A 23,236-nucleotide genomic window follows, 5' to 3' on the forward strand; every position below is an offset into this window, starting at 1 on the left:
TTCGTCGTTCAGCGACTACGCGCTGTGCGCGAGTGCCTTCGTCTTGAGCTGCTCGTACTCGGCCTGCGAGATCGTGCCGGAATCGAGGAGCGCCTTGGCCTTCGCGATCTCGTCGGACGGGCTCGCCGAGGTGCCCGCGGTCTGGCGGATGTACTGCTCGGTCGCCGCCTGGTACTGCTTCGCCTCCTTCTGCGAGCGCTCGGCCATGCTGTTGCCGCGCGCGATCAGGTAGACCAGCGCCGTGAGGAAGGGCACGAAGATCAGGAAGAGGATCCACACCGCCTTCCACCAGCCGTTGAGCTTGTGGTCGCGGAACAGGTCGCCGATGATCGCGAACAGGGCGAAGAGGTACGCCGTGAACGCGAAGATCCAGAGGAACCACCAGATCACGTCCCAGAAACTCTCCCAGAAACTCATGTGCAGCCTTTCACTGTGATGTGCGCCCCCCATGAGCGCCGCTGGGGCGAACCTATCGCGTGGCGGTCCCGCACGTCCACGTTCCACGCCGCCACGCCGCTACCCTCGACGCGAGAGGACGCATTCGGGAGAGTGGCTCCAGGTATTCGCCGTTCGACCGCGTGTTCCGCTGACGGGTTCGGCAGACAGGAGCTGGCATGACGCTCGCGATACCTCCGAGAGACGCGGATGTCACGCCGCGACGCCTGATCGTGCTGTCTGTGCCGGCACTGCTCATCGGCGTGGTCTCGGCGCTCGTGCTCTGGGCGCTCACCGCGGCTTCCGAGGCGTTGTCGTCGGTGCTCTGGGACGCGCTGCCGGGTGCGCTCGGTGTCGACTCGACAGGCTGGTGGACCGTGCTTGTGCTCACCGCGACCGGCCTCGCCGTCGGTCTCGTGCTGCTCGTCGCGCCCGGCCACGGCGGACCCGACTCGGCGACGACCGAGTTCGCCGAGCCGCCGCAGCCGCTGCGCAACCTGCCCGGACTCGCGATCGTGACGATGCTCTCGCTCGCGGGCGGGGTCAGCCTCGGCCCTGAGAACCCGATCATCGCGATCAACGTGGCGATGCTCGTCGCCGTCGGTGCCCGGTTCATGCCGAAGGTGCCCGCGCAGCTCACGGGCTCGCTCGCGGTCGCGGCGACGATCGGCGCGCTCTTCGACACGCCGGTCGCGGCAGCCCTGCTCTTCACCGGCATCGTCGCGGCGCTGAAGTCGGGCGGCGCCCTGTGGGATCGCCTCTTCCTTCCGCTCGTCGCCGCGGGTGCGGGCGCGATCACGATGCATCTGCTGGGCCAGCAGGCCTTCGGATTCGACGTCCCCGGATACGACGGCCCGAAGCCTCCCGACCTGCTGACCGGCGCGATCGTGGCATGCGCCGCGACGGTCATCGCCCTGGCGATGCTGGCCGCGTTCCCCGTCGTGTACCGGATCATGCACTCGCTGCGCCACCCGGTGCTCATCGCGACGGCCGGCGGCCTGCTGCTCGGCCTGCTGGGACTCCTCGGCGGTCCGATCACGATGTTCAAGGGGCTCGAGCAGACGGGCGACCTGCTCGCGAACTCAGCAGACTACGACGCCGCCCAGCTCGCGGCGATGGCGGGCATCAAGATCGTCGCCCTGCTCGTCGCGGCGAGTTCGCTGTTCCGCGGCGGCCGGGTCTTCCCGTCGGTGTTCATCGGCGTGGCGCTCGGGCTGCTGGCCGGCGCGCTCATCCCGGCCATGCCGGTCGGGCTCGCGATCGGCGCCGCGGTGCTCGGGGTGGTGCTCGTCGTCACCCGCGACGGCTGGATGGCGATCTTCGTCGCGGTCGCGATCGTGGGCGACATCTCGGTGCTCCCGGTGCTGTGCGTGATCGTGCTGCCGGCCTGGCTGCTCGTCACCCGGGCACCCGAATTCCGCATCGCGCCGCCCGATCCGGGTGCACCCGCGCCCGAGGCTCCCGAGCCGGGCGCACCGAAGGCGAATCAGGTATAGCGCCATCGCCCGCTCCGGGATTAGTCTGCACACACAACGCACGAAGGGGGAACGACGTGGCGGAGTTCGAGTACGGCCCGGTTGATCTGTATCTCGTCGGGTTCGAAGGCGACCGGCCCGATGAGGGCACGCTCGAGGCGATCAGGGAGCTCGTCGCCGGAGGTGAGATCAGGCTGATCGACTTCCTCGTCGTCTCGAGGGAGCCCGACGGCTCGGTGCAGATCTCGGAGTTCGAGGAGATCGCCGACGACTACGGATTCGGCGTCACCGAGCTCGAGACGATCGGCCTCGTCGGCGACGAGGACGTCGAGGAGTTCGCCGAGCAGATCCCGCCGGGCACATCGGCGGCATTGCTCGCGATCGAGCTCGTCTGGGCCAAGACGCTCGCCTCTCGCTTCGCCCAGTCGGGCGGGGTCGTGCTGTCGGCCGAGCGCATTCCCGCCCCGGTCGTGAACGCCGTACTGGCAGAAGCCGAAGGGGAGTAACGCCATGCCGCTCAGAAGAATGGGACGCCCGGGCCTGATCGGAATGGCCGCGCGCACCGCCGTCGTCGCCGGCACGGCCACCGCGGTCAGCGGCAGCGTGCAACGGCACCAGCAGCAGAAGGCCCAGGACCAGTACGAGCAGCAGCAGTACGAGGCCCAGCAGCAGCAGGCGCAGATGAACGCCGCGGCGCAGCAGGCCGTCGCGCAGCAGCAGGCGGCCGCTCCGGCCGCTGCAGCGCCCGCGGCCGGCGGCACCGACGTCGTCGCCGAGCTGCAGAAGCTCGCCGCGCTCAAGGAGCAGGGCATCCTCAGTGACGCCGAATTCGCGGCGGCGAAGGCGAAGCTGCTCGGCTGACGCCCTGCTGCGACCACGCCATGGCCGTCACCCTGCGCGCGGTCTCGACCGCCGTTCCGCCGACCGTGCTGGTACAGCCCGAGGTGCGCGACGTCTTCGCGGCGCAGCCGGGGCTCAATCGGCTTGCGCAGCGCATCATCGGCACCGCGTTCGACGTGTCGGGCATCGAGACGCGCCACACGGTGCTCGACGAGCTGAGCTGGGAGGCGCGCCCCGACGAGCCCGTGTTCTTCGACATCGAGTCGCGTGAGTTGCGGCTGCCGGGCACGAAGGCGCGCAACGAGATCTACGCGGTCGAGGCCACCCGCCTCTACCTCGAGGCGGGCCGGGCCGCGCTTGCGGCGTGCCCCGGGGTCGAGGCATCCGATATCACGCACGTGGTGACCGTCTCGTGCACCGGGTTCTACGCACCCGGCCCCGACTTCATGCTCGCCCGCGATCTCGGACTCGACCCGGGTGTCGAACGCTACCACCTCGGTTTCATGGGCTGCTACGCGTCGATTCCGGCCCTGCGCATCGCCAAGCAGCTGTGCGAAGCGGATGCCTCGGCGGTCGTGCTCGTCGTCAGCGCCGAGTTGTGCACGCTGCACCTGCGATCGTCGAACGACCCCGACACGATCGTGGCGTCGTCGCTCTTCGCCGACGGCGCTGCCGCGGGCATCGTGTCGACGCGTCCCGCCGAAGCGGGTGAGAAGGCGTTCGACCTCGACGGGTTCGCGACCCGGGTGACGCCCGTCGGCGAGGGCGACATGGCCTGGAAGATCGGCGACCACGGCTTCGAGATGGTGCTCTCGAACGCGGTGCCGGCCATCATCGACGACCACATCACGGGCGCGCTCGAGCCGCTCTTCGCGACGGAGCCCGCGCTGGCCGCGGCGCTGGCCGCCGACACCGCGTCGGACGCGGTCGAGCACTGGGCGATCCACCCGGGGGGCCGCAGCATCCTCGACAAGGTCGAGTCGCGGCTGGTGCTCACCGAGGCGCAACTCGTGCCCGCACGTGAGACCCTGCGCGACTTCGGCAACATGTCGAGCGCGACGGTGCTGTTCGTGCTGAAGAACATCCTCGAGTCGCCGGCGGCGACCGATGGCGACCGGGTGGCCGCGATGGCGTTCGGGCCGGGGCTCACCGTCGAATCGGCCCTGCTCACCGTGCGGGCCTAGTGTGCGACATCCGTTCACCGCGCTCGCGACCCGTGACGAACGGGCGATCGAGCAGATGGACACGCCCGACGCCGACCCGCACAAGCTCGCCAAGACCTACGAGCGGTTCCGGCTCGTGAACGCGATCGTGTCGGGGGAGCGCGCCGTGTATCGACGGTGGGTGCGCCCACGGCTCTCGCCGGTGTGGGGCACGCGACTGCTCGACGTGGGCACGGGCAGCGCCGACCTGCCTCGCCGCATGCTGCGGTGGGCGCACGCCGACGGGCTGCGCCTCGAGATCACGGCGATCGACCCCGACGAGCGGGCGATCGCCTGGGCCGAGGCGCAGCCGCCCGTGCGGGGGCTGACGGCGCGGCGCGCGATGACGGGAGACCTCGTGAGCGCCGGCGAGCGGTTCCAGATCGTGTTGTCGAACCACGTGCTGCACCACCTCGACGGGCGTGAGACGGGCGCGTTGCTCGCCGACTGCGAGCGCCTCGTGGGTCCTGGCGGCATCGTCGTGCTCGGCGACATCGAGCGCAGCTGCTGGGGCTACGCGGGCTTCTGGTTCGGCACCCTGCCGTTCGCCGGCAACCTGCTCGCCGGAACCTACTGCCGTGGCGACGGGCTCGCGTCGATCCGTCGCAGCCACACGGCCACCGAGCTCGCCGGCGTGCTGCCGCCCGGGTGGCGCGTGCGGCGGGCGTTCCCCTCGCGGCTCGAGGTGGCCTGGGGGTCGGATGCCTGAACCGACGGCCGTCGCGCCGCAGCCGATCCACGACGTGGTCGTGGTGGGCGGCGGCCCCGTCGGCATGCTGCTCGCATGCCTGCTCGCACTGCGCGGGCGCGACGTCGTGGTGCTCGAACGGCGCCACGAGCGGTCGGGACGATCACGGGCGATCGGCATCCACCCGCCCGGTCTGCGGGCCCTCGCGCACGTCGGCCTCGAACCGGCGGTACGAGCGGCCGGAACCGAGATCTCAGGCGGCCGCGTGACCTGCGAGGGCCGGGTACTGGGCGACATGTCGTTCGCCCGGGCGGGAGCGGTGCTGTCGCTGCCGCAGCTCGAGACCGAACGGCTGCTCGAGGATCGGCTCGACGAGTTGCGACCGGGAACGCTGCGGCGCGGCGTCGAGGTGCGTCACGTGCGCGACCGGGGAACCCACGTCGTGGTCGATGCCGTCAACGTCGGCGACGGTGGTCGTGCGACCGGGGTGGTCTCGGTGCGTGCCCGGTACGCCGTCGCCGCCGACGGCGTACGCAGCGGCCTGCGCGAACAGCTCGGCATCGACTGGCACGCCCACGCCGGGCACGCCCACTACGTGATGGGCGACACCCGCGACGACACCGGCGAGCCCGACCAGGCGCTGCTGCACTTCGAGCCCTCGGGCGTCGTGGAGTCGTTCCCGATGCCCGGCGGGCTGCGACGCTGGGTGGCCTGGGTGCGGCGACCGCCGGCCCAGACGTCGGCCGAGCAGCTCGCGACGATCGTGCGCTCGCGCACGTCGAGCGTGTTCGACACCGCAGTGGCCTCGGAGCCCAGTGCGTTCGAGGCGCGGCAGCACCTCGCCTCGCGCCTCGCGCACGGCCGCGTCGCGCTCGTCGGCGACGCCGCGCACGAGATCAGCCCGATCGGCGGGCAGGGCATGAACCTCGGCTGGCTCGACGCGCTGCGGCTCGACCACGACCTCGAGACCGCGCTCAGGGTCGGGGCGCCGTTCGAGGCGTTCGAGGCGTACGACCAGGTGCGACGCGCAGCCGCGGCACGGGCCATCCGTCAAGCGGCGTTCAACATGGCGATGGGCGCACCCGCTTCGGGCATGCGGCTTCGGCTGCGCAACGGCGCCGTGCGCGTGCTGGCGGTGCCGCCGTTCCGCGGGCTGCTCGCCCGCGCGTTCACGATGCGGTGGTTGTGAGCCGGTTCGGCCGGTCCGGCAGGCTCGGCTCGCTCAGAGCACGATGCGCGTGAGCGCGAACACCGGGATCACGCGGTCGGTCTTCAGCTGGTAGTCGGCGTAGGGCGGGTAGGCGTCGACCGCGCGTGCCCACCAGGCGGCGCGTTCGTCACCGGTGAGCTCGCGGGCCTCGTAGTCGTGCCTCTCGGCGCCGTCCTGCAGCTCGACGTGCGGGTGGGCGACGATGTTGTGGTACCAGAACGGATGCTTCGGGGCGCCGCCGATCGACGCGACGACGGCGTACTCCCCGTCGTGCTCGACCCGCATCAGGGCGGTCTTGCGCAACTTGCCGGTCTTGGCGCCGAGCGTCGTGAGCACGATGATCGGCATCCCCCGCAGCGTGTTCGCCTTCGCGCCGTCCGACGCCTCGAAGGCCTCGGCCTGCCTGCGGGCCCAACCCGACGTGCTCGGTGCGTATTCGCCCTCGAGTGGCATGCGGCCTCCCCTGTCCTGGTCCTCCTCGACCGTAACCCGGGGCGAAGACTGGGAATTCCCGGGGCGCACCGCGCGGGGGTCTTGCGCTCGCCCGGATGAGCCGACACGCTCGGACTCACGTGAGTACGAAGGGTGGACGATGGCGAACTCAGCGAGCGAAACGATCACGGGGGCGAACCGGGGGCTGCGCGAGCAGTTGCCGTTCGACGATCAGCGCGACTTCGACGACACCGACCGGGGATACCTCGGCTCGATCTCGCCGGGAGCGGTGCACGCCGCCGACGGCCGGGTCGTGTGGGACGCCGACGCGTACGGCTTCATCGCCGGCGATGCGCCCGACACTGTGAACCCGAGCCTGTGGCGGCAGTCGCAGCTCGTGGCGAAGCACGGGCTCTACGAGGTCGTCGAGGGCATCTACCAGGTGCGCGGGTTCGACCTGTCGAACGTGACGTTCGTCGAGGGCGACACCGGCGTGATCGTGATCGACCCGCTCATCTCGACCGAGACGGCCGCGGCCGCGCTCGGCCTGTACCGGCAGCACCGCGGTGAGCGCCCCGTCGTGGCGGTGATCTACTCGCACAGCCACGTCGACCACTTCGGGGGTGTCTTCGGCGTGGCATCCGTGGCCGACGTCGAGGCTGGACGCATCGCCGTTCTCGCGCCCGAGGGGTTCGTCGAGCACGCCGTCTCGGAGAACGTCTACGCCGGCACGGCGATGGGGCGGCGGGCGGGCTACATGTACGGCGCAGCGCTGGCGAAGGGGCCCGCTGGTCAGGTCGGCGCCGGCCTCGGGCAGACGACCTCGATCGGCGAGGCCGGTCTCATCGTGCCGACCGTGTACATCCGCGAGACGGGCGAGACGCACACGATCGACGGCGTCGAGATCGAGTTCCAGATGGCGCCGGGCACCGAGGCCCCAGCCGAGATGCACTTCTACTTCCCGCGCTACCGGGCCCTCTGCATGGCCGAGAACGCGACCCACACACTGCACAACCTGCTGACGCTGCGCGGCGCGCTCGTGCGCGACCCGCACATCTGGGCGACGTACCTCACCGAGGCGATCGAGACGTTCGCCGGCCGTGCCGACGTGGCCTTCGCCTCGCACCACTGGCCGACGTGGGGTGCCGACCGCATCGCCGAGTTCCTCTCGACGCAGCGCGACCTGTACGCCTACCTGCACGACCAGACGCTGCGCCTGCTGAACCAGGGCCTCACCGGCGCCGAGATCGCCGAGGTCATCGAGCTGCCGCCGGCGCTCGAACGGGCGTGGAACGCGCGTGGCTATTACGGCTCGGTGAGCCACAACGTGAAGGCGATCTACCAGCGCTACATGGGCTGGTTCGACGGCAACCCGGCGCGGCTGTGGCCCCACCCGCCCGCCGAGCTCGCGGCGCGGTACGTGAAGGCGCTCGGCGGCGTCGACGCGGTCGTCGGCATCGCCCGCACCGCGTTCGACGAGGGCGACTACCGCTGGGCGGCGACGCTGCTCGATCACGCGGTGTTCGACTCGCCCGACCACCAGGGTGCGCGAACGCTCTACGCCGACACGCTCGAGCAGCTCGGCTACGGCGCGGAGAACGGCACGTGGCGCAACTTCTTCCTCTCGGGTGCGACCGAGCTGCGCGAGGGCAACTTCGGTACGCCCACGGTGACTGCCGCTCCGGCGATCGTGGCGCAGCTCTCGCCGACGCAGCTGCTCGACGCGATCGCGATCACGGTCGACGGGCCGAAGGCGTGGGATCTCGACCTCGCGTTCGACCTCACGTTCACCGACCTCGACGTGAACTACCGCGTCACCGTGCGCAACGGCGTGCTCGTGTACGTCGAGAAACCAGCCGCCGCCGACGCCGCGCTCACCATTCGGCTCACGAAGCCGCGCATGATCGCGCTGCTCGGCGGTGACACCGACGGCCCCGGCGTCCAACTCGACGGCGACGGCGGCGTGCTGCGATCGCTGCTCGGCGTGCTCGACCAGGGCGACCCGTCGTTCGAGATCGTGCTGCCGTAGGTTCTCAGGGACGGCGAACGGGGCCGCGGACCACGTCTGGTGATCCGCGGCCCCGCTTCCTTGCCCGGCCCGAAGTTCTCTGGCAGCGTGGGGGCCAGACCGTCGACGGTCGGCGGTATGCGGGGGAAGGCAGACGCTTTGACGAAGGAATTCGCGGGGAAGATCGAGCTCGACGTGCGCGACAGCGTGTCCGACTGGGACGCGTTCCTGCCGAGCAAGGCGCCTGAGGGCGCGCCGAACGTGCTCGTCGTGCTGTACGACGACACGGGCATGGCCGCGTGGTCGCCCTACGGCGGTCGCATCGAGATGCCCACGATGGACCGGCTGGCCAAGGACGGCCTCACGTACTCGCAGTGGCACACGACCGCCCTCTGCTCACCGACGCGCTCGACGTTCCTCACCGGTCGCAACCACCACTTGAACGGGTTCGCGACGATCTCGGAGTCGTCGACCGGGTTCCCCGGTTACAACTCGCACATTCCGCCGTCGAACGTGACGATGGCGCACCTGCTTCGGGATGCCGGCTGGTCGACGTTCTGGGTCGGAAAGAACCACAACGTTCCGATCGACGAGTGGACCGCGGGCGCGTCGAAGAAGAACTGGCCGCTCGCCCAGGGCTACGACCGCTTCTACGGCTTCATCGGCGGCGAGACGAACAACTGGTACCCCTCGCTCGCGGAAGACAACCACTACATCGACCAGCCGTACCTGCCCGAAGACGGCTACCACCTGTCGAAGGACCTCGCCGATCAGGCGTTGCGCATGATCCGCGATGTCGAGCAGACCGAGCCCGACAAGCCCTGGTACCTGTGGTTCTGCCCGGGGGCCAACCACGCGCCGCACCACGCGCCCGAAGAGTACATCGCGAAGTACAAGGGCAAGTTCGACGACGGTTACGAGGCGTACCGCGAATGGGTGCTGCCGCGCATGATCGAGCGCGGCATCCTCCCCGCCGACACCGTGCTGACCGAGCTGAACCCCATGCCCGACGGCACCTTCTCGCCGACCGACGAGGTGCGGCCGTGGGCCTCGCTCAACGACGAGGAGAAGGCGATGTTCAGCCGCATGGCCGAGGTGTTCGCCGGTTTCTCGGAGTACACCGATGCGCAGGTCGGCCGTATCATCGACTACCTCGAGGAGTCGGGCCAGCTCGAGAACACCCTCGTCATCTACTGCGCCGACAACGGGGCATCGGGTGAGGGTAGCCCCAACGGCTCAGTCAACGAGGGCAAGATCTTCGGCGGCTATCCCGATGACGAGGCCGAGAACCTGCGTCTCGTCGACAAGCTCGGCAGCCCCGAGACCTACAACCACTACCCGACCGGGTGGGCGGCGGCCTTCTCGACCCCGCACAAGATGTTCAAGCGCTACACGTACCAGGGTGGCGTCGCCGACCCGCTCGTGATCCACTGGCCGGCCGGTGTCACGGCCCGCGGCGAGGTGCGCCACCAGTACCACCACTCGACCGACATCGTGCCGACGATCCTCGAGGCCTGCGGGGTGGCGATGCCCGACACCTACAACGGCGTCGAGCAGACGCCGCTCTCGGGGGTCTCGATGGTGCCTTCGTTCGACGCGGCGCCCGACGCGCCGACGAACAAGCAGACGCAGTACTACGAGATGCTCGGCCAGCGCGGCATCTGGCACGAGGGCTGGAAGGCCGTCGCCGTGCACGGACCGATGAGCGGCAAGGGACACTTCGACGACGACGTGTGGGAGCTCTACCACACCGAGGTCGACCGTTCCGAGGCGAACAACCTCGCGGCCGAGCACCCCGAGAAGCTCGAGGAGCTGAAGGCGCTCTGGCTGACGGAGGCGAAGGCGAACAACGTGCTGCCGCTGAACGACCTGCAGATCATCGGCAACCCGAAGGACTTCGAGACGTTCGTCGCCATGGAGTTCCACCAGCCGGCGCCGCCGTCGGGCCAGTTCGTGTACTACCCCGGGACGTCCGAGGTGCCCGAGCGCAGCGCGGCCAACACGCACGGCGTCTCGTACAAGATCGCCGCCGAGGTCGAGCTCACGCCCGACAGCCAGGGTGTGATCTTCGCGCACGGGTCTCGTTTCGGCGGGCACGCCCTCGTGATCAAGGACGGCCAGGTGCACTACGTGTACAACTTCCTCGGCATCCCGCCCGAGGATCGCATCTCGGCGCCGGTGCCGACGTCGGGTAGGCACATCATCGGCGTCGAGTTCACCAAGGAGGGGATGGGCCAGTATCGCGAGGGCGTCGGACCGCTGAAGCTGTACATCGACGACCAGCAGGTCGGTGAGCAGCAGATCCGCACGGTACTCGGTCACTTCTCGCTCTGCGGCGAGGGGCTCACCATCGGTCGCGACAGCGCCGACCCGGTGTCGTCGCTGTACGGCTACGGCTTCGACTTCAGCGGCGGCGACATCGCCAAGGTGGTGTTCGACATCGCCGACGACGCCTACATCGACCTCGAGGCGCACCTCGCCGCGGCGATGGCGCGTGACTGACACGGGCCCACTGCCGTCGTGGTCCGACGGGCCGACTCGCGACGCGATCCTCGCGTTCGTCGAGTCGGTCTCGTCGGGCCCCGACGCGCCGCCCGAGGCCGATCGAGTCGCCGTGTTCGACAACGACGGCACACTGTGGACCGAGAAGCCGATGCTCACCGAGCTGCACTTCATCGTGCAGCAGTGGGCGGCGGCGGCGAAGGCCGATCCGTCGCTCGCCGCAGACGACACCGGGCGGGGCGATGCCGCGTACGACACGGGGGCCGAGCAGGCGCTCGCCGCGGCATCCGCACATGGGTTCACGGTCGTGAGCGTCAAGCGCGACTGGTCGACCGTCTTCCCGGCGGCCTGAAGATGACGACCGCGACCCGCAGCGCAGATCGACGGTTCCGCCTGTTCCCGACGCTCACGGGGTATCAACGCGGATGGCTCGGACCCGACGTGCTCGCCGGGCTCTCGGCCGGGGCGGTCGTGATCCCGCAGGCGATGGCGTACGCGACGATCGCGAACCTGCCCGTGCAGACCGGCCTCTACACGTGCATGGTGCCGATGCTCGTGTACGCGATGCTCGGGGGCTCGCGGGCGATGAGCGTGTCGACGACGTCGACGATCGCGACCCTCACGGCGACGACGCTCGTCTCGGCGGGAGTCGCCGCGGGCAGTGACGACCCGATCCCCGATCTGATGGCACTCACGATGCTCGTCGGCGTGATCCTGCTCGTCGCACGGCTCGCGAAGCTCGGCTCGCTCGTCGAGAACATCTCGCGGGCGACGATCGTCGGCATCCAGGTGGGTGTGGGCGCGACCGTCGCGGTCGGCCAGCTGCCGAAGCTGCTCGGGGAGACGGTGAACTTCTCCGGGCACGGATTCATCCGCTCGCTCGTGGCGGTCGCCGAGGCCCTGCCCGGCGCGAACTGGACGACGATCGCGCTCTCGGCAGGCTCGATCGCAGTACTGCTGGTCGTCAAGCGATTCGCGCCGCGCGTGCCGGGTCCGCTCATCGTCGTCGCAGCGGGCATCCTGCTCGTCGCGTTCGCCGGCCTCGACGGGGCGGGCGTCGAGCTCATCGCGCCCGTGCCGCAGGGATTCCCGCCGCCCGCGCTGCCGTCGTTCGCGAACGTCGGCGCGCTGCTGCCGGGCGCGCTCGGCATCGCGGTCATGGCGTTCCTCGAGTCGGCAGCCGTGGCACGGGGCATCCGCAAGCCGGGCGAACCGCAGGTCGACAGCAACCAGGAACTGTTCGCGACCGGAGCCGCCAATACGCTCGGCTCGTTCTTCCAGGTCCTCCCGGCCGCGGGGGGCTTCTCGCAGAGCGCGGTCAACCAGGGCGCGGGCGCACGCACGCAGCTCTCGACCATCGTCACGGTCGTGCTCGCGGTGCTCGTCGTGTCGTTCCTCGGCCCGGTGCTGAGCCTGTTGCCGCAGGCGACCTTGGCAGCGCTCGTCTTCGTCGCGGTCGTCGGCCTCATCGACATCGCCTCGCTCGTGCGGTTCTGGCGCATCAGCCGCACCGACTTCTGGATCGCCGTGTCGACGGCCGCGGTCGGACTCACCGCCGGGCTGCTCCTCGCCGTCGCGGTGGGCGTCGTCGCGACCCTCGTCGTCGTCCTGCGCGAGCTCGACAAGCTGCGCATCGACGTCGGCGAGCCCGTCGACGGCGTGCTGCCGATCCGGCTCCTCGGCCCGCTGTACACGGCGAACGTGCTCGCCAACGAGAACGCCGTGCTCGACGCGGCGGCCGCGCACCGGGACATCCGCGCGGTGGCGCTCGAGCTCACCCGCATGTCGGTCACCTCCGTGACCGTGCTCGACACGCTGGCCGACCTCGATCGGGAACTCGAGGGGAGTGGCGTCGAGCTGCGGCTCGCCGCGGTCCCCGAGGCCGGCGCGACCGTCGCCCGGCGCACTCGCTGGTACGCCGGACTCGAGGCGGAGGGCCGGGTCTACCCGACGCTGGGCGAGGCGACCGCCGGCCGGGCGCCGCGGTAGCGACAGGACGCGGAGGGGGAACAGTGGCGGAATTCTGGCAATCACTCGACGTGAGCGGATGGAGTCTGCTCTTCATCGTGCTCACGATCGGCGCCACTTGGCTGATCGCGTGGCTCGCACGGAAGGGCGTACGACGCGTCGTCGAGCGCGTGCCCGGCCTCGGCGAGACCGCCCGGTTGTTGGCCGTACGGATCACAGGCTACGCGATCTGGTTGATCGGGATCGGCGTCGCACTCGGGTTCCTCGGCGCCTCCATCCAGCCGCTGATCGCCGTCGCCATCATCGTGGGCGTCGTGCTCGTACTCGTGCTCCGCGGGGTTGCCGACAACTTCACATCCGGCGTGTTGTTGCAGACCCGCCGCCCGATCGCCGTCGGCGACGAGATCGAAAGCGACGGCATCGTCGGACGGGTGGTCGAACTCAACGGGCGCTCGGTCGTGGTGCGCACCTCAGACGGTCAGACGGTGCACCTTCCGAACGCGAACGTGATGCAGGGCACGCTCGTGAACAATTCGGCTCACGGTGCGCGCCGCAGCGCCGCCGAGGTGCGCGTCGTCACGCATGATGTCGATGTCGATGAGCTTCGGGCATCGATCGTCGAGGCTGCGGGCGGTGCGGCGGGGGTGCATCGCCACGAGTCGGTCACTCTGCAGACGATCACGAGGGCGCCCGGGCGCGATGTCTATCTGGTGCAGTTCTGGCACCACCCTCTGCATGGCGTCGCCGTGCGCTCCTCGGTCGTCGAGGCCGTCGCCGCGGCGCTCGCCGGACGTTCGATCGAGGCCGTCGTGACGAGCGATGTGCCGCCGGCTCCACTCAGCCCACCGGGCAAGATCTGACCACGAGAATCGCCGTCGCGTCGGTCAGATGAGCCCCGAAACGCCCTTCTGCAACTGCAGCACGCCGATGACGAGCAGCAGCGCAGCGTTCAACACCCCGGAGTGCGAGGCGATCCACTGACGGGTGCGGTCGAGGAACGGCTGCGCCTTCGCTCCGCGCAGCAGGATCAGCACGACGGGGATCGCGATCGGAAGGATGCCGAGCACCGCAAAGCCCGTCGCGATCGCAACCGTCTCGGCGTCGGGTAGATCGGCCAGCACGAAGTCGAGACCGGCGATCGCCGCACACGTCGCGTCGACGGGGTTGAGCACGAAGATGCCGAGGCCGAGTAACACCGATTGCACCGGGTTGAACTGGTCGACCGCCTGCAGCCAGCCGGGCAGTTGCGGCGCGGCGGCGGCGACCTCGCGCGGCGAGCCCGCCTGCGACATCTGCTTCATGTGGACGGCGCCCCGGCGGTACACCCACACGGCAGCGCCGACGAGAAACACGCCCAGCACGAGTCGCACGATCGAGACCCAGGGGGGCGGTGTGCCGAAGGGGTTGGCGTCCAGCAGGCCGAAGACCCAGATCGAGAGGGTGAGCACCCCGACGACGCCCAAAGACCAACCGATGAGGAACGCGAACCCGTTCACCCGGGCGAGGCGTGAGAGCAACACTGCCACGAGCGCCATGTACGCGAGCGGGCTCAGCAGGATCCCGAGTGCCAGTGGGATCAACCCGGTGATCAATTCGCCCACACAGCGCCCCCAATCTTCGTAGGCTCCAGAATTCCAGTGACCCGTACGGTGCGGCACCCGGTTCATCAGGGTGCCGCACCGTCGGGGACGTCAGGGCGTGACGATGTTGAAGTTCGGGTCGCCCTTGACAAGCGCCGACATCAGTGTGCGCAGCACACCCGCATCGCCGGCCAGCTGCATTCCTTCGCTTTCGGCATCTCCGGCGAGCAGTCCGAGCAGGCGAGACTTGGTGAGCGTCAGTGATGCTCCGGCCGTGTCGGGTGCGGCTGCCTTCTCGACGTAGACGAGGACGCCGTTGCGGAGGGTGACCCGGAAGTTGCGGTCCAGGTCACTGAACGTGATGTCCAGCGCCAGGTCCAGGTCCCAGGCGCTGGGACCGTCGACCGCGATGGCGATCGAGTCGAGGAGTTGCTCGGCGGTCAACTGGGCAACGATCTCGGGCGCGTTGGTCGTGGTCGGGGTACCGAAGTTACCTTCCCGGAGCTCGGTGGCACCGGATAGGAAGAAGTTCCGCCACGTACCGTTCTCGGACCCATAGGCCAGCTGCTCCAGCGTGTCGGCATAGAGCGACCGGGCGGCGGCATGCTGGTCATCGGTGAACACCGCGTAATCCAGCAGCGTGGCCGCCCACCGGAAGTCGCCTTCGTCGAACGCGGTTCGCGCCAGCGCGACGACCTGGTCGATTCCGCCCATCGCCTTCACGTGCCGTTCCGCAGACGCCTTCGGCGGGTGCGGCCACAGCCGTGCCGGGTTGCCGTCGAACCAGCCCATGTATCGCTGATAGATCGCCTTGACGTTGTGGCTCACGCTGCCGTAGTAGCCGCGCGCGTGCCAAGCGTTCTCGAGCACCGGCGGAAGCTGGATCTCCTCGGCGATCTCCGCGCCCGTCAGACCCTGGTTGAGCATTCGCAGCGTCTGGTCGTGCAGATACCCGTACAGATCCCGTTGCAGGCCGAGGAATTCGACGATGCGGGCGTTGCCCCAGGTGGGCCAATGGTGCGAGGTGAACAGCACGTCCGCCTCTCCCCCGAACCGCTCGATCGCCTCGGTGAGGTACTTCGACCAGACGTGCGGGTTGCGCACCAGGGCACCGCGCAGCGTGAGCAGGTTGTGCAGGGTGTGCGTGGCGTTCTCGGCCATGCACACGGCACGGTACTTCGGGAAGTAGAAGTGCATCTCTGCCGGAGCCTCGGTGCCGGGTGCCATCTGGAACTCGACCTCCAGCCCGTCAACGGTGTGCTTCTCGCCAGTGGCCTCGATCGAAAGGGTTGGGACAACGATTCCGGCTTGACCGGTCGAGGTGGTCTGACCGAGTCCGGCCCCCACTTGACCCTTCGGGCCACGGGCGAGCGCAGCGCCATACATGTAACCGGCGCGGCGTCCCATCGCCGTACCCGCGTACACGTTCTCGGCCACGGCCTCCGCGGTGAAGTCTGCGGGAGCGATGATCTGCACACGACCGGAGGCGACATCGTCCTTGCTCACCACACCGAGCACGCCACCGAAGTGGTCGATGTGGCTGTGCGTGAAGATCACCGCCACGACCGGGCGGTCGCCGCGGTGCTTTCGATACAGGTCCACCGCCGCGGTGGCGGTCTCCTTCGAGATCAGCGGGTCGATCACGATCACGCCGTGGTCGGTCTCGACGAACGAGACGTTCGACAGGTCGAATCCCCGCACCTGGTACAGCCCCTCGACGACCTCGAACAAGCCGTGCTTGGCTACCAGCGTCGACTGCCGCCACAAACTCGGGTTCACGGTGTCCGGCGCATCTCCCGCGATGAAGCCGTACGAGTCGGCGTCCCACACGGTCTCACCGTCGGCATCCTTGATCATTCCAGAGCCGACGGACCCCAGATACCCACGGTCAGCGTCGTCGAAATCCTGCCGATCGGCGAACGGCAGCGATTGTTCGATCTCTTTCTGCTGGTCTCGGATCGCCCGAGTCGCATCCTTCTGCTCCATGAACCCCTCCAACTTCACCTGCTGCACTCGACGGCGAGCATCATCACCAAGCTAGAGGCGTGGGACCCTTCACGGCTGCAATGGCAACGGTGTGGCAGGTGGCTCGCAGAGGGCGACGTCCCGATATCGTCGTACCAGGCGAAAGGGGGTCACCCGGTGCAGAAGCCGCTCGCGGGTCTGACGCGCAAGAATCTCGTCCGCGAGCTCACGGCCGGCGTGACGCTGCTGGCCATCGCGATCCCGCTCAACATCGGGTACGCCCAGATCGCGGGGCTGCCGCCGACGGCGGGCCTGTACGCCCTCATCGTGCCCACCGTGGTGTACGCCCTCGTCGTGTCGAGCCGGCAACTCGTGGCGTCGCCCGACGCCGCGGCGGCAGCGCTCGTGGCGTCGTCGATCGGCGGGCTCGCAGCCGCCGGCAGTGCCGACTACGCCACGCTCGCGATGGCGCAGGCGATCATCTGCGGCATCATGTTCGTGCTGCTCTCGGTGCTGAAGCTCGGCTTCATCGCGAACTTCCTGTCGAAACCCATCCTCGTGGGATTCGTCGGCGGTCTGGCGCTCGACATCCTCGTGAGCCAGATCGCCAAGATGCTCGGCGTGAAGATCGACTCGGGCGGCGAGTTCGTCGACAAGGTCGTCGGGCTCGTGACCGGCCTCGGCACGACCAACCTCGTCTCGCTCGTGATCTCGGTCGTGTCGGTCGCCATCCTGCTCGGCGGACGGCGGCTGCTGCCGGTCGTGCCGTGGGCGCTCGTCGTGCTCGTGCTCTCGACGATCGCGGTGATGATCGCGGACCTCGACGCCGCCGGCGTCGACGTGCTCGGCGAGGTACCGGCCGGGCCGCCCGCGCTCACCTGGCCGGTGCTCGACTGGTCGATGTGGCTCGTGCTCATCCCTTCGGCGATGGCGCTGACGCTCGTGACCACCGCAGAAGGCCTGCTCGTCTCACGGTCGTACGGCGAGAAGCGCGGGTACCCCACCAGCCCGAACCGGGACCTGCTCGCGTTCGGCCTCGGCAACATCGCCGCTGGGGCGAGCGCGAGCTTCGCGGTGGGTTCATCGACCTCGCGCACGGCCGCCATGGACCAGTCGGGGTCCCGCACCCAGCTGCCCTCGCTCGTTCTCGCGGCCGGCACGCTGCTGCTGCTGCTCTTCGGCACCGCCCTGCTCGCCGACATCCCGTCGCCCGCGATCGGGGCGATCGTCGGCGTCGCCATCCTTCCACTTCTGGGCATCCGCGAGTTCGCGACCCTGTGGCGGCAGGACCGGTTCGAGTTCGTCGTCGGCGCGGCCTGCTTCCTCGTCACGCTCTTCATCGGCGCGATTCCGGGGATCCTCGTGGCCTTCGTGCTCGCACTCATCAACCTCGCCAAGCGCGCAGCCAACCCGGCCATCGACGTGCTCGAGGCGGGCGGCGAGCCCACCGATTCGCTGCTCGGAAGGGCACCGTCGGGCGCCGTCACGGCGCCGGGTGTCGTGGTCGTGCGCCTCGCGGCACCGCTCTTCTTCGCGAACAGCACCGTCTTCAGCGACGCGGTCAAGCGCGCGGTGCGCGGTGCGGATGCCGCGGGCCACGGCCCGGTGCGGCATGTCGTGGTCGACATGGAGGCGGTCACCGACGTCGACGTCACGGGCGCCGAGACATTCGAGGCGCTGCTCGCCTGGCTCGACGGAAAGGGGGCCGACCTCGGGTTCAGTCGGGTGCGACCCGACGCGCGTACCCGGCTCACCGAGCTCGGCCTGCTCGGCGACCGTCCGGTCTACGAGACCAACCGCGCGGCCATCGCCGCCCTCGCGGAGCCGCAGAGCACCTGATCGCGACAGTCGCGGCGCGGGAGTAGAGTGTGGCCGATCGCCGTGTCCTGGGGAATGCTCGACGATGAGCAGGGGCGGGCGCTGGGGGAGGTCGGCGCGATGAGCCGTTTCCAGGATGTCGACCGGCGGGTGCTCCCGATCCCCGATCCGCCCGTGCCCGACGTCGACGTCGTCGATGCGAAGGACCCTCGAGCGGCGTTTCCGCCCATCGAGCCGCTGCGGCCCCCCGAGGGTGCTCCCAACGTGCTCGTGATCCTGCTGGACGACGTCGGCTTCGGTGCGTCATCGGTGTTCGGGGGGCCGTGCCGCACCCCCACCGCCGAGCGGCTCGCGAGCGAGGGCCTTCGGTTCAACCGCTTCCACACGACGGCGCTGTGCGCCCCCACGCGGAGTGCCCTGCTGACCGGGCGCAATCATCACAACGCGGGCATGGGTTCGATCCCGGAGCTGGCGACGTCGGCGCCCGGCTACAGTTCCGTGCGTCCCAAGTCGGTCGCGCCCGTGGCCGAGACGCTGCGGATGAACGGCTACTCCACCGCGCAGTTCGGCAAGTGCCATGAGGTGCCGGTGTGGCAGTCGAGCCCCGTGGGGCCTTTCGACAACTGGCCCACGGGCGGCGGCTTCGAGCACTTCTTCGGATTCGTCGGCGGCGAGACGAATCAGTGGTTCCCGGCCCTGTGGGAGGGCACGACTCCCGTGGAGCCCGAAAAGAGCCCGGCCGAGGGATATCACCTGACCGAAGATCTCACTGATCGTGCGATCGGATGGATCCGGGAACAGAAGTCGTTGATGCCGGACAAGCCGTTCTTCGTGTACTTCGCTCCGGGTGCGACCCACGCGCCTCACCACGTTCCGAAGGAATGGGCCGACGCGTACCGCGGCGAGTTCGACGACGGCTGGGACGCCCTGCGGGAGCGCACCCTGGAACGGCAACGAGATCTCGGCGTCGTGCCGCCCGACTGCGAACTGACGGCCCGCCACGATGAGATCCCGGCATGGGATGCGACCCCCGAAGCGCTCCGGCCGGTGCTCGCCCGCCAGATGGAGGTGTACGCGGGGTTCCTGGAGCACACCGACCATCACGTCGGTCGCCTCATCGACGATCTCGCCGATCTCGGCGTGCTCGACGACACGCTCGTGTTCTACATCGTCGGCGACAACGGGGCGAGCGGCGAGGGCACGCCGAACGGCACGTTCAACGAGCTGCTGGTCTTCAACGGCGCCTTCCAGCTGGAGACGCCCGAGTTCATGGCCGCCCGCATCGACGAGTTCGGCGGCACCGAGGCGTTCAACCACTACGCCGTCGGGTGGGCGCATGCCATGGACACGCCGTACCAGTGGACGAAGCAGGTCGCGTCGCACTGGGGCGGAACGCGCACCGGCATGATCGTGCGCTGGCCGAACGGGTTCGACGCCGAGGACGAGGTGCGGAGCCAGTTCCACCACGTGATCGACATCGCGCCGACGATCCTCGAGGCGGCCGGGCTCCCGGAGCCGACGTCCGTCAACGGGATCGAGCAGCGGCCCATGGACGGCGTGAGCATGCGCTACGCGTTCGACGACCCTGCTGCCGCCGAGCGTCGGACGACCCAATACTTCGAGATGTTCTGCAACCGGGGCATCTACCACGACGGCTGGACGGCGGTGACCCGGCACTCGACGCCCTGGGTGAACGCGCCGATGCCCGCGCTCGACGAGGATGTCTGGGAGCTCTACGGCACCGCCGACTGGAGCCAGGCGAGGGATCTCGCCGCGTCCCGCCCCGACAAGCTCGAAGAGCTCAAGGCGCTCTGGCTCGAGGTGGCCAGGCGGAACAACGTGCTCCCGTTGGACGATCGACGGATCGAGCGGTTCGACGCAGGGATGGCGGGTCGTCCGCAACTGGTCCGGGGCGGGCGGCAGCTGCTCTCCGGGGGGATGCGGAGGTTGAGCGAAGGCTCGGTGCTGAACCTCAAGAACGCCTCCCATGCGGTGACCGCCGAGATCGAGGTGCCTCCGGCGGGTGCGAACGGCGTCGTGGTCGCGCAGGGCGGGGCGTTCGGCGGGTGGTCCCTCTATGCCGTCGACGGGACGCCGAGGTACTGCTACAACCTGATGGGCCTACGGCGATTCGTCACGTCGGGTTCCGCACCGCTCGCGCCTGGGGTACGTCAACTCCGGGTCGAGTTCGACTACGACGGTGGCGGACTGGGCAAGGGCGGCACCGTGCACCTGTACGTCGACGGCGCGCCCGTCGGCGAGGGCCGCGTCGACGCGACAGTGCCGCTCATCTTCTCGGCCGACGAGACCGTCGACCTCGGGTGCGACACCGGATCCCCGGTCAGCGCCGACTACACGAGCGCGTCGAGCACGTTCACCGGGACCGTCCGCTGGGTGCAGCTCGACCTCGGCGAGGACGCCGCGGACGCCGATCACCTGATCAGCGCCGACGAGCGATTCCGTGTCTCGATGGGCCGTCAGTAGCCGACGACCGTATCCCGCGGCGCTCGAGGGCACACACGAGACCTTCGCGGCCCGGCAGGCTGCCGACCGCTAGGGTGCAATCAACATCCGCGCGTGGAACGGGGGAACCGCATGACAGGCGTGCTCGGCGACATCCTGCCGCTTGCGATCGGCGTGGCGATCAGCCCGATCCCGATTATCGCCGCGATCCTGATGCTGCTGTCGCCGCAGGCGAAGGGCACGAGCGTCGGGTTCCTCATCGGCTGGGTGCTCGGCATCGTCGTCGCGGTGACCGTCTTCACGCTGCTGAGCTCGATCATCCCCGAGCAGGATCCCGATGCTGCGAAGCCCATCGCAGGCACGATCAAGATCATCCTCGGCGTGCTCCTCCTGCTCCTCGCGATGCGGCAGTGGCGCTCTCGACCGAAGGCCGGCGAGGAGCCCCCGATGCCCAAGTGGATGTCGGCCATCGACGGCATGAACGCCGGCCGTGGTCTCCTCCTCGGCTTCGTGCTCGCCGCCGTCAACCCGAAGAACCTGCTGCTGGGCGCGGCGGCCGGCGTCTCGATCGGCACCGGCGGCCTCGCCGTCGGCGAGTCGACGATCGCGATCCTCGTCTTCACGCTCATCGCGGCCGCCTCGGTCGCCATCCCCGTGATCGCGTATCTCGTGGCATCCGCGCGCATGGCCGGACCCCTCGAGTCGCTGAGGCACTGGCTCGTGCACAACAACGCGACCGTCATGGCGGTTCTGCTGCTCGTGATCGGGTTCGCGGTCATCGGCAAGGGCATCGGCAGCTTCTGAGATGAGCGAGCAGGCGACGACGGATGCCCCGGCAGGGGCGGCCCCGGGCCGCGTGGGCCTCGCGCGCGGTACGCGCGTGCTGGTGACGCTCGCCGCGGCGGTGCTCGTGTTCGCGGGTGTGTGGTTCGCCCGCGACATCCTCGCGCCCGCTGCCGTCGCCGCGGTGGTCGTGATCATCGCGCACCCGGTGCGGCATCCGCTCGAGCGTCGCGGCTGGCCGCGCTGGGTCGCGACCACCGCGGTCATCATCGTCGCGTACCTCATCCTCGCGATCCTCGCTGCGCTCCTGCTGTTCGCATCGGCGCAGTTCGTCGCGATGCTTCCCGACTACGCCGACGAACTGCAGGCGACCGCGGCTTCGATCGCCGACGCGCTGGCGTCGGCGGGACTCTCGGACGAGGCATCCGACGCGGCCTCTTCGCTGCTCGACCCCGGCACGCTCGTCGGCATCGCGACGTCGATCGCCGATGCGGTGCTCGGACTCGCGACCGCCTTCTTCTTCGTGCTCGCCTACGTGATCTTCATGGCCGCGGATGCCGCGCGCTTCGCCCGCGCGGGCACCATGTTCGGCGGCGCCGCCGCCGACGCGATCGGAACCCGGTACTTCAGCGGCGTGCGCCGCTACTACGTCGTGAACGCCACGTTCGGCGCGATCGTGGCGGTGCTCGACGGCCTGCTGCTGTGGGCACTCGGCATTCCGATCCCCATCGTGTGGGCGATCCTCGCGTTCGTCACGAACTTCGTGCCCAACATCGGGTTCGTGCTCGGCCTCATCCCGCCCGCCGTGCTCGCCCTCGTGATCGGCGGATGGCCGTTGGCGCTCGTCGTCGTGCTCGCGTACAGCGCCATCAACGTGACGCTGCAGGTGCTCGTGCAGCCGAAGTTCGTGAGCGACGCCGTCGACCTCAGCCTCACCCTGTCGTTCTTCTCGGTCGTCTTCTGGGCCTTCGTGATCGGGCCCATCGGGGCGATCCTGTCGATCCCGCTGACCTTGCTCGTGCGCGCCCTGCTCGTGGAACCCGACGATCGGGCCGATACGCTGCGCCGGCTGTCGGGGAATCCGATGCGTGACGGGAGTCGCTGAAGGGCTCGGCCGCGGGTGGCGGCAGTGTCAGGCCGGGGCGATGACGAGCGAGAACTCCACGAAGCCGTCGGGCTCGACCGAGACGAAGCCCAGATTCGGGGCCTCCACGCCGAAGTCGGCGAAGGTGATCGGGATGCTGCCCGCCACCTGGCCGCTGCCGTCGTTGAGCACCGCCTCGAGCTCGACGGTCATCTGGCGGGTCACGCCGGCGATCGTGAGATCGCCCGTCGCCGTGATCGTCTGCACCTCGCCGAGTGCCGGGGCCGACGACGTCGTGACCGGCCCGGTGAGCACGAACGTCGCCGTCGGGTGCTCCGAGGTGCGGAGCGCCATGTCGCGGAAGTACGCGTCACGCGAGGTGGAGTCCGTCTCGATCGAGGCGACGTCGACCGTGATCTCCGCCGCGGTGAGCGTCAGGCCGTCGACCGTGAACGCCCCGGTCACCTCCTCGGTGCGGCCCACCACCGTGACATCAGTGTTGTTCAGCACCTCGTCGACCCGGTACCCCGCGAACGAGCCGTCGGTCGCCGCCCACTCGCCGGAGAGGTCGGACGGGTCGATCGAACCGGCGGCGTCGCTCGGTGCGCTCGGCGCAACCGTCACGGTGGGCGCCGCCTCCTGCTCGCCGACGATGAGGTCCCGGTACACGATCGGCCCCGCCACCGCTGCCGCGCCGCCGAGGAGCAGGGCTCCGGCGATGACCGAGAGGGTCACGATGGTGCGCTTCTGCATGCGGGGGTCCTGTCGCTGGGGGAGGGCACG

20 protein-coding genes are annotated in these 23,236 nt (G+C 69.5%); 15 read left to right on the top strand and 5 right to left on the bottom strand.

From position 1 onward, the window contains the following. Positions 1-15 precede the first annotated feature (15 nt). Positions 16-417 (bottom strand): SHOCT domain-containing protein, encoded by a 402-nt coding sequence (locus LQ757_RS02100; protein ID WP_231045552.1) that lies wholly within the window; start codon positions 415-417, stop codon positions 16-18. 197 nt (positions 418-614) lie between these two features. Between LQ757_RS02100 and LQ757_RS02105 the strand changes: the two genes are divergently transcribed. Genes LQ757_RS02105 through LQ757_RS02130 form a run of 6 tightly spaced genes read left to right on the top strand, consistent with a single transcriptional unit; the run spans position 615 to position 5,829 of the window. Continuing rightward, positions 615-1,931 (top strand): ion channel protein, encoded by a 1,317-nt coding sequence (locus LQ757_RS02105; RefSeq protein ID WP_231045553.1) that lies wholly within the window; start codon positions 615-617, stop codon positions 1,929-1,931. Positions 1,932-1,987: 56 nt separating this feature from the next. Continuing rightward, positions 1,988-2,416 carry a DUF6325 family protein gene (locus tag LQ757_RS02110; RefSeq protein WP_231045554.1) on the top strand — a complete coding sequence of 143 codons (429 nt, stop codon included), beginning with the start codon at positions 1,988-1,990 and terminating at the stop codon, positions 2,414-2,416. A gap of 4 nt (positions 2,417-2,420) precedes the next feature. Further along, the gene (locus LQ757_RS02115; protein ID WP_231045555.1) at positions 2,421-2,771 is read left to right on the top strand and encodes an SHOCT domain-containing protein; all 351 of its coding nucleotides are present in this window, start codon (positions 2,421-2,423) and stop codon (positions 2,769-2,771) included. 20 nt (positions 2,772-2,791) lie between these two features. Then, entirely contained in the window at positions 2,792-3,934 is a 1,143-nt protein-coding gene (locus LQ757_RS02120; protein ID WP_231045556.1) for a type III polyketide synthase, read from the top strand. Between the two features lies 1 nt (position 3,935). Beyond that, positions 3,936-4,661: a methyltransferase domain-containing protein gene (locus LQ757_RS02125; protein WP_231045557.1), complete on the top strand. Its 726-nt coding sequence runs from the start codon at positions 3,936-3,938 to the stop codon at positions 4,659-4,661. Beyond that, positions 4,654-5,829, top strand: coding sequence for an FAD-dependent oxidoreductase (locus LQ757_RS02130; RefSeq protein ID WP_231045558.1), 1,176 nt, complete (start codon positions 4,654-4,656; stop codon positions 5,827-5,829). The genes LQ757_RS02125 and LQ757_RS02130 overlap by 8 nt, the downstream gene beginning before the upstream one ends. A 33-nt stretch (positions 5,830-5,862) precedes the next feature. Here the strand turns inward: LQ757_RS02130 and LQ757_RS02135 are convergent, their stop codons facing one another. Further along, positions 5,863-6,303 (bottom strand): nitroreductase family deazaflavin-dependent oxidoreductase, encoded by a 441-nt coding sequence (locus LQ757_RS02135; RefSeq protein ID WP_231045559.1) that lies wholly within the window; start codon positions 6,301-6,303, stop codon positions 5,863-5,865. A gap of 139 nt (positions 6,304-6,442) precedes the next feature. Between LQ757_RS02135 and LQ757_RS02140 the strand changes: the two genes are divergently transcribed. From LQ757_RS02140 to LQ757_RS02160, 5 genes are all read left to right on the top strand, one after another. Further along, positions 6,443-8,311 (top strand): alkyl/aryl-sulfatase, encoded by a 1,869-nt coding sequence (locus LQ757_RS02140; RefSeq protein WP_231045560.1) that lies wholly within the window; start codon positions 6,443-6,445, stop codon positions 8,309-8,311. Between the two features lie 138 nt (positions 8,312-8,449). Next, a complete protein-coding gene (locus LQ757_RS02145; RefSeq protein WP_231045561.1) occupies positions 8,450-10,792 on the top strand; it encodes an arylsulfatase in 2,343 nt (780 codons plus the stop codon). Next, entirely contained in the window at positions 10,785-11,144 is a 360-nt protein-coding gene (locus tag LQ757_RS02150) for a hypothetical protein (protein WP_231045562.1), read from the top strand. Before LQ757_RS02145 ends, LQ757_RS02150 begins: the two co-directional genes overlap by 8 nt. 2 nt (positions 11,145-11,146) lie before the next feature. Continuing rightward, the gene (locus tag LQ757_RS02155) at positions 11,147-12,781 is read left to right on the top strand and encodes a SulP family inorganic anion transporter (protein ID WP_231045563.1); all 1,635 of its coding nucleotides are present in this window, start codon (positions 11,147-11,149) and stop codon (positions 12,779-12,781) included. A gap of 50 nt (positions 12,782-12,831) precedes the next feature. Beyond that, positions 12,832-13,620 (top strand): mechanosensitive ion channel family protein, encoded by a 789-nt coding sequence (locus LQ757_RS02160; protein ID WP_231045564.1) that lies wholly within the window; start codon positions 12,832-12,834, stop codon positions 13,618-13,620. Positions 13,621-13,644: 24 nt separating this feature from the next. Here LQ757_RS02160 and LQ757_RS02165 read toward each other — a convergent pair whose 3' ends face one another. Beyond that, positions 13,645-14,361, bottom strand: coding sequence for a GAP family protein (locus LQ757_RS02165; protein WP_231045565.1), 717 nt, complete (start codon positions 14,359-14,361; stop codon positions 13,645-13,647). A 90-nt stretch (positions 14,362-14,451) separates the two neighbouring features. Beyond that, complete coding sequence (locus LQ757_RS02170) at positions 14,452-16,326, bottom strand: alkyl/aryl-sulfatase (protein ID WP_231045566.1); 1,875 nt, start codon at positions 16,324-16,326, stop codon at positions 14,452-14,454. 156 nt (positions 16,327-16,482) lie between these two features. Here LQ757_RS02170 and LQ757_RS02175 point away from each other — a divergent pair, with 156 nt between their 5' ends. From LQ757_RS02175 to LQ757_RS02190, 4 genes are all read left to right on the top strand, one after another. After that, positions 16,483-18,144, top strand: a complete 1,662-nt coding sequence (locus LQ757_RS02175; RefSeq protein ID WP_231045567.1) for a SulP family inorganic anion transporter — start codon at positions 16,483-16,485, stop codon at positions 18,142-18,144. Positions 18,145-18,243: 99 nt separating this feature from the next. Continuing rightward, a complete protein-coding gene (locus LQ757_RS02180; RefSeq protein WP_231046284.1) occupies positions 18,244-20,607 on the top strand; it encodes an arylsulfatase in 2,364 nt (787 codons plus the stop codon). Between the two features lie 111 nt (positions 20,608-20,718). Then, the gene (locus LQ757_RS02185) at positions 20,719-21,390 is read left to right on the top strand and encodes a GAP family protein (RefSeq protein ID WP_231045568.1); all 672 of its coding nucleotides are present in this window, start codon (positions 20,719-20,721) and stop codon (positions 21,388-21,390) included. 1 nt (position 21,391) lies between these two features. Next, positions 21,392-22,474 (top strand): AI-2E family transporter, encoded by a 1,083-nt coding sequence (locus LQ757_RS02190; protein WP_231045569.1) that lies wholly within the window; start codon positions 21,392-21,394, stop codon positions 22,472-22,474. 27 nt (positions 22,475-22,501) lie between these two features. On the opposite strand, the gene LQ757_RS02195 is transcribed toward LQ757_RS02190, so the two are convergent. Continuing rightward, positions 22,502-23,206 carry a YceI family protein gene (locus tag LQ757_RS02195; protein WP_231045570.1) on the bottom strand — a complete coding sequence of 235 codons (705 nt, stop codon included), beginning with the start codon at positions 23,204-23,206 and terminating at the stop codon, positions 22,502-22,504. Positions 23,207-23,236 lie beyond the last annotated feature (30 nt).

It is taken from the genome of Agromyces cavernae (assembly GCF_021044935.1).
Classification (GTDB): Bacteria; Actinomycetota; Actinomycetes; order Actinomycetales; family Microbacteriaceae; genus Agromyces; species Agromyces cavernae.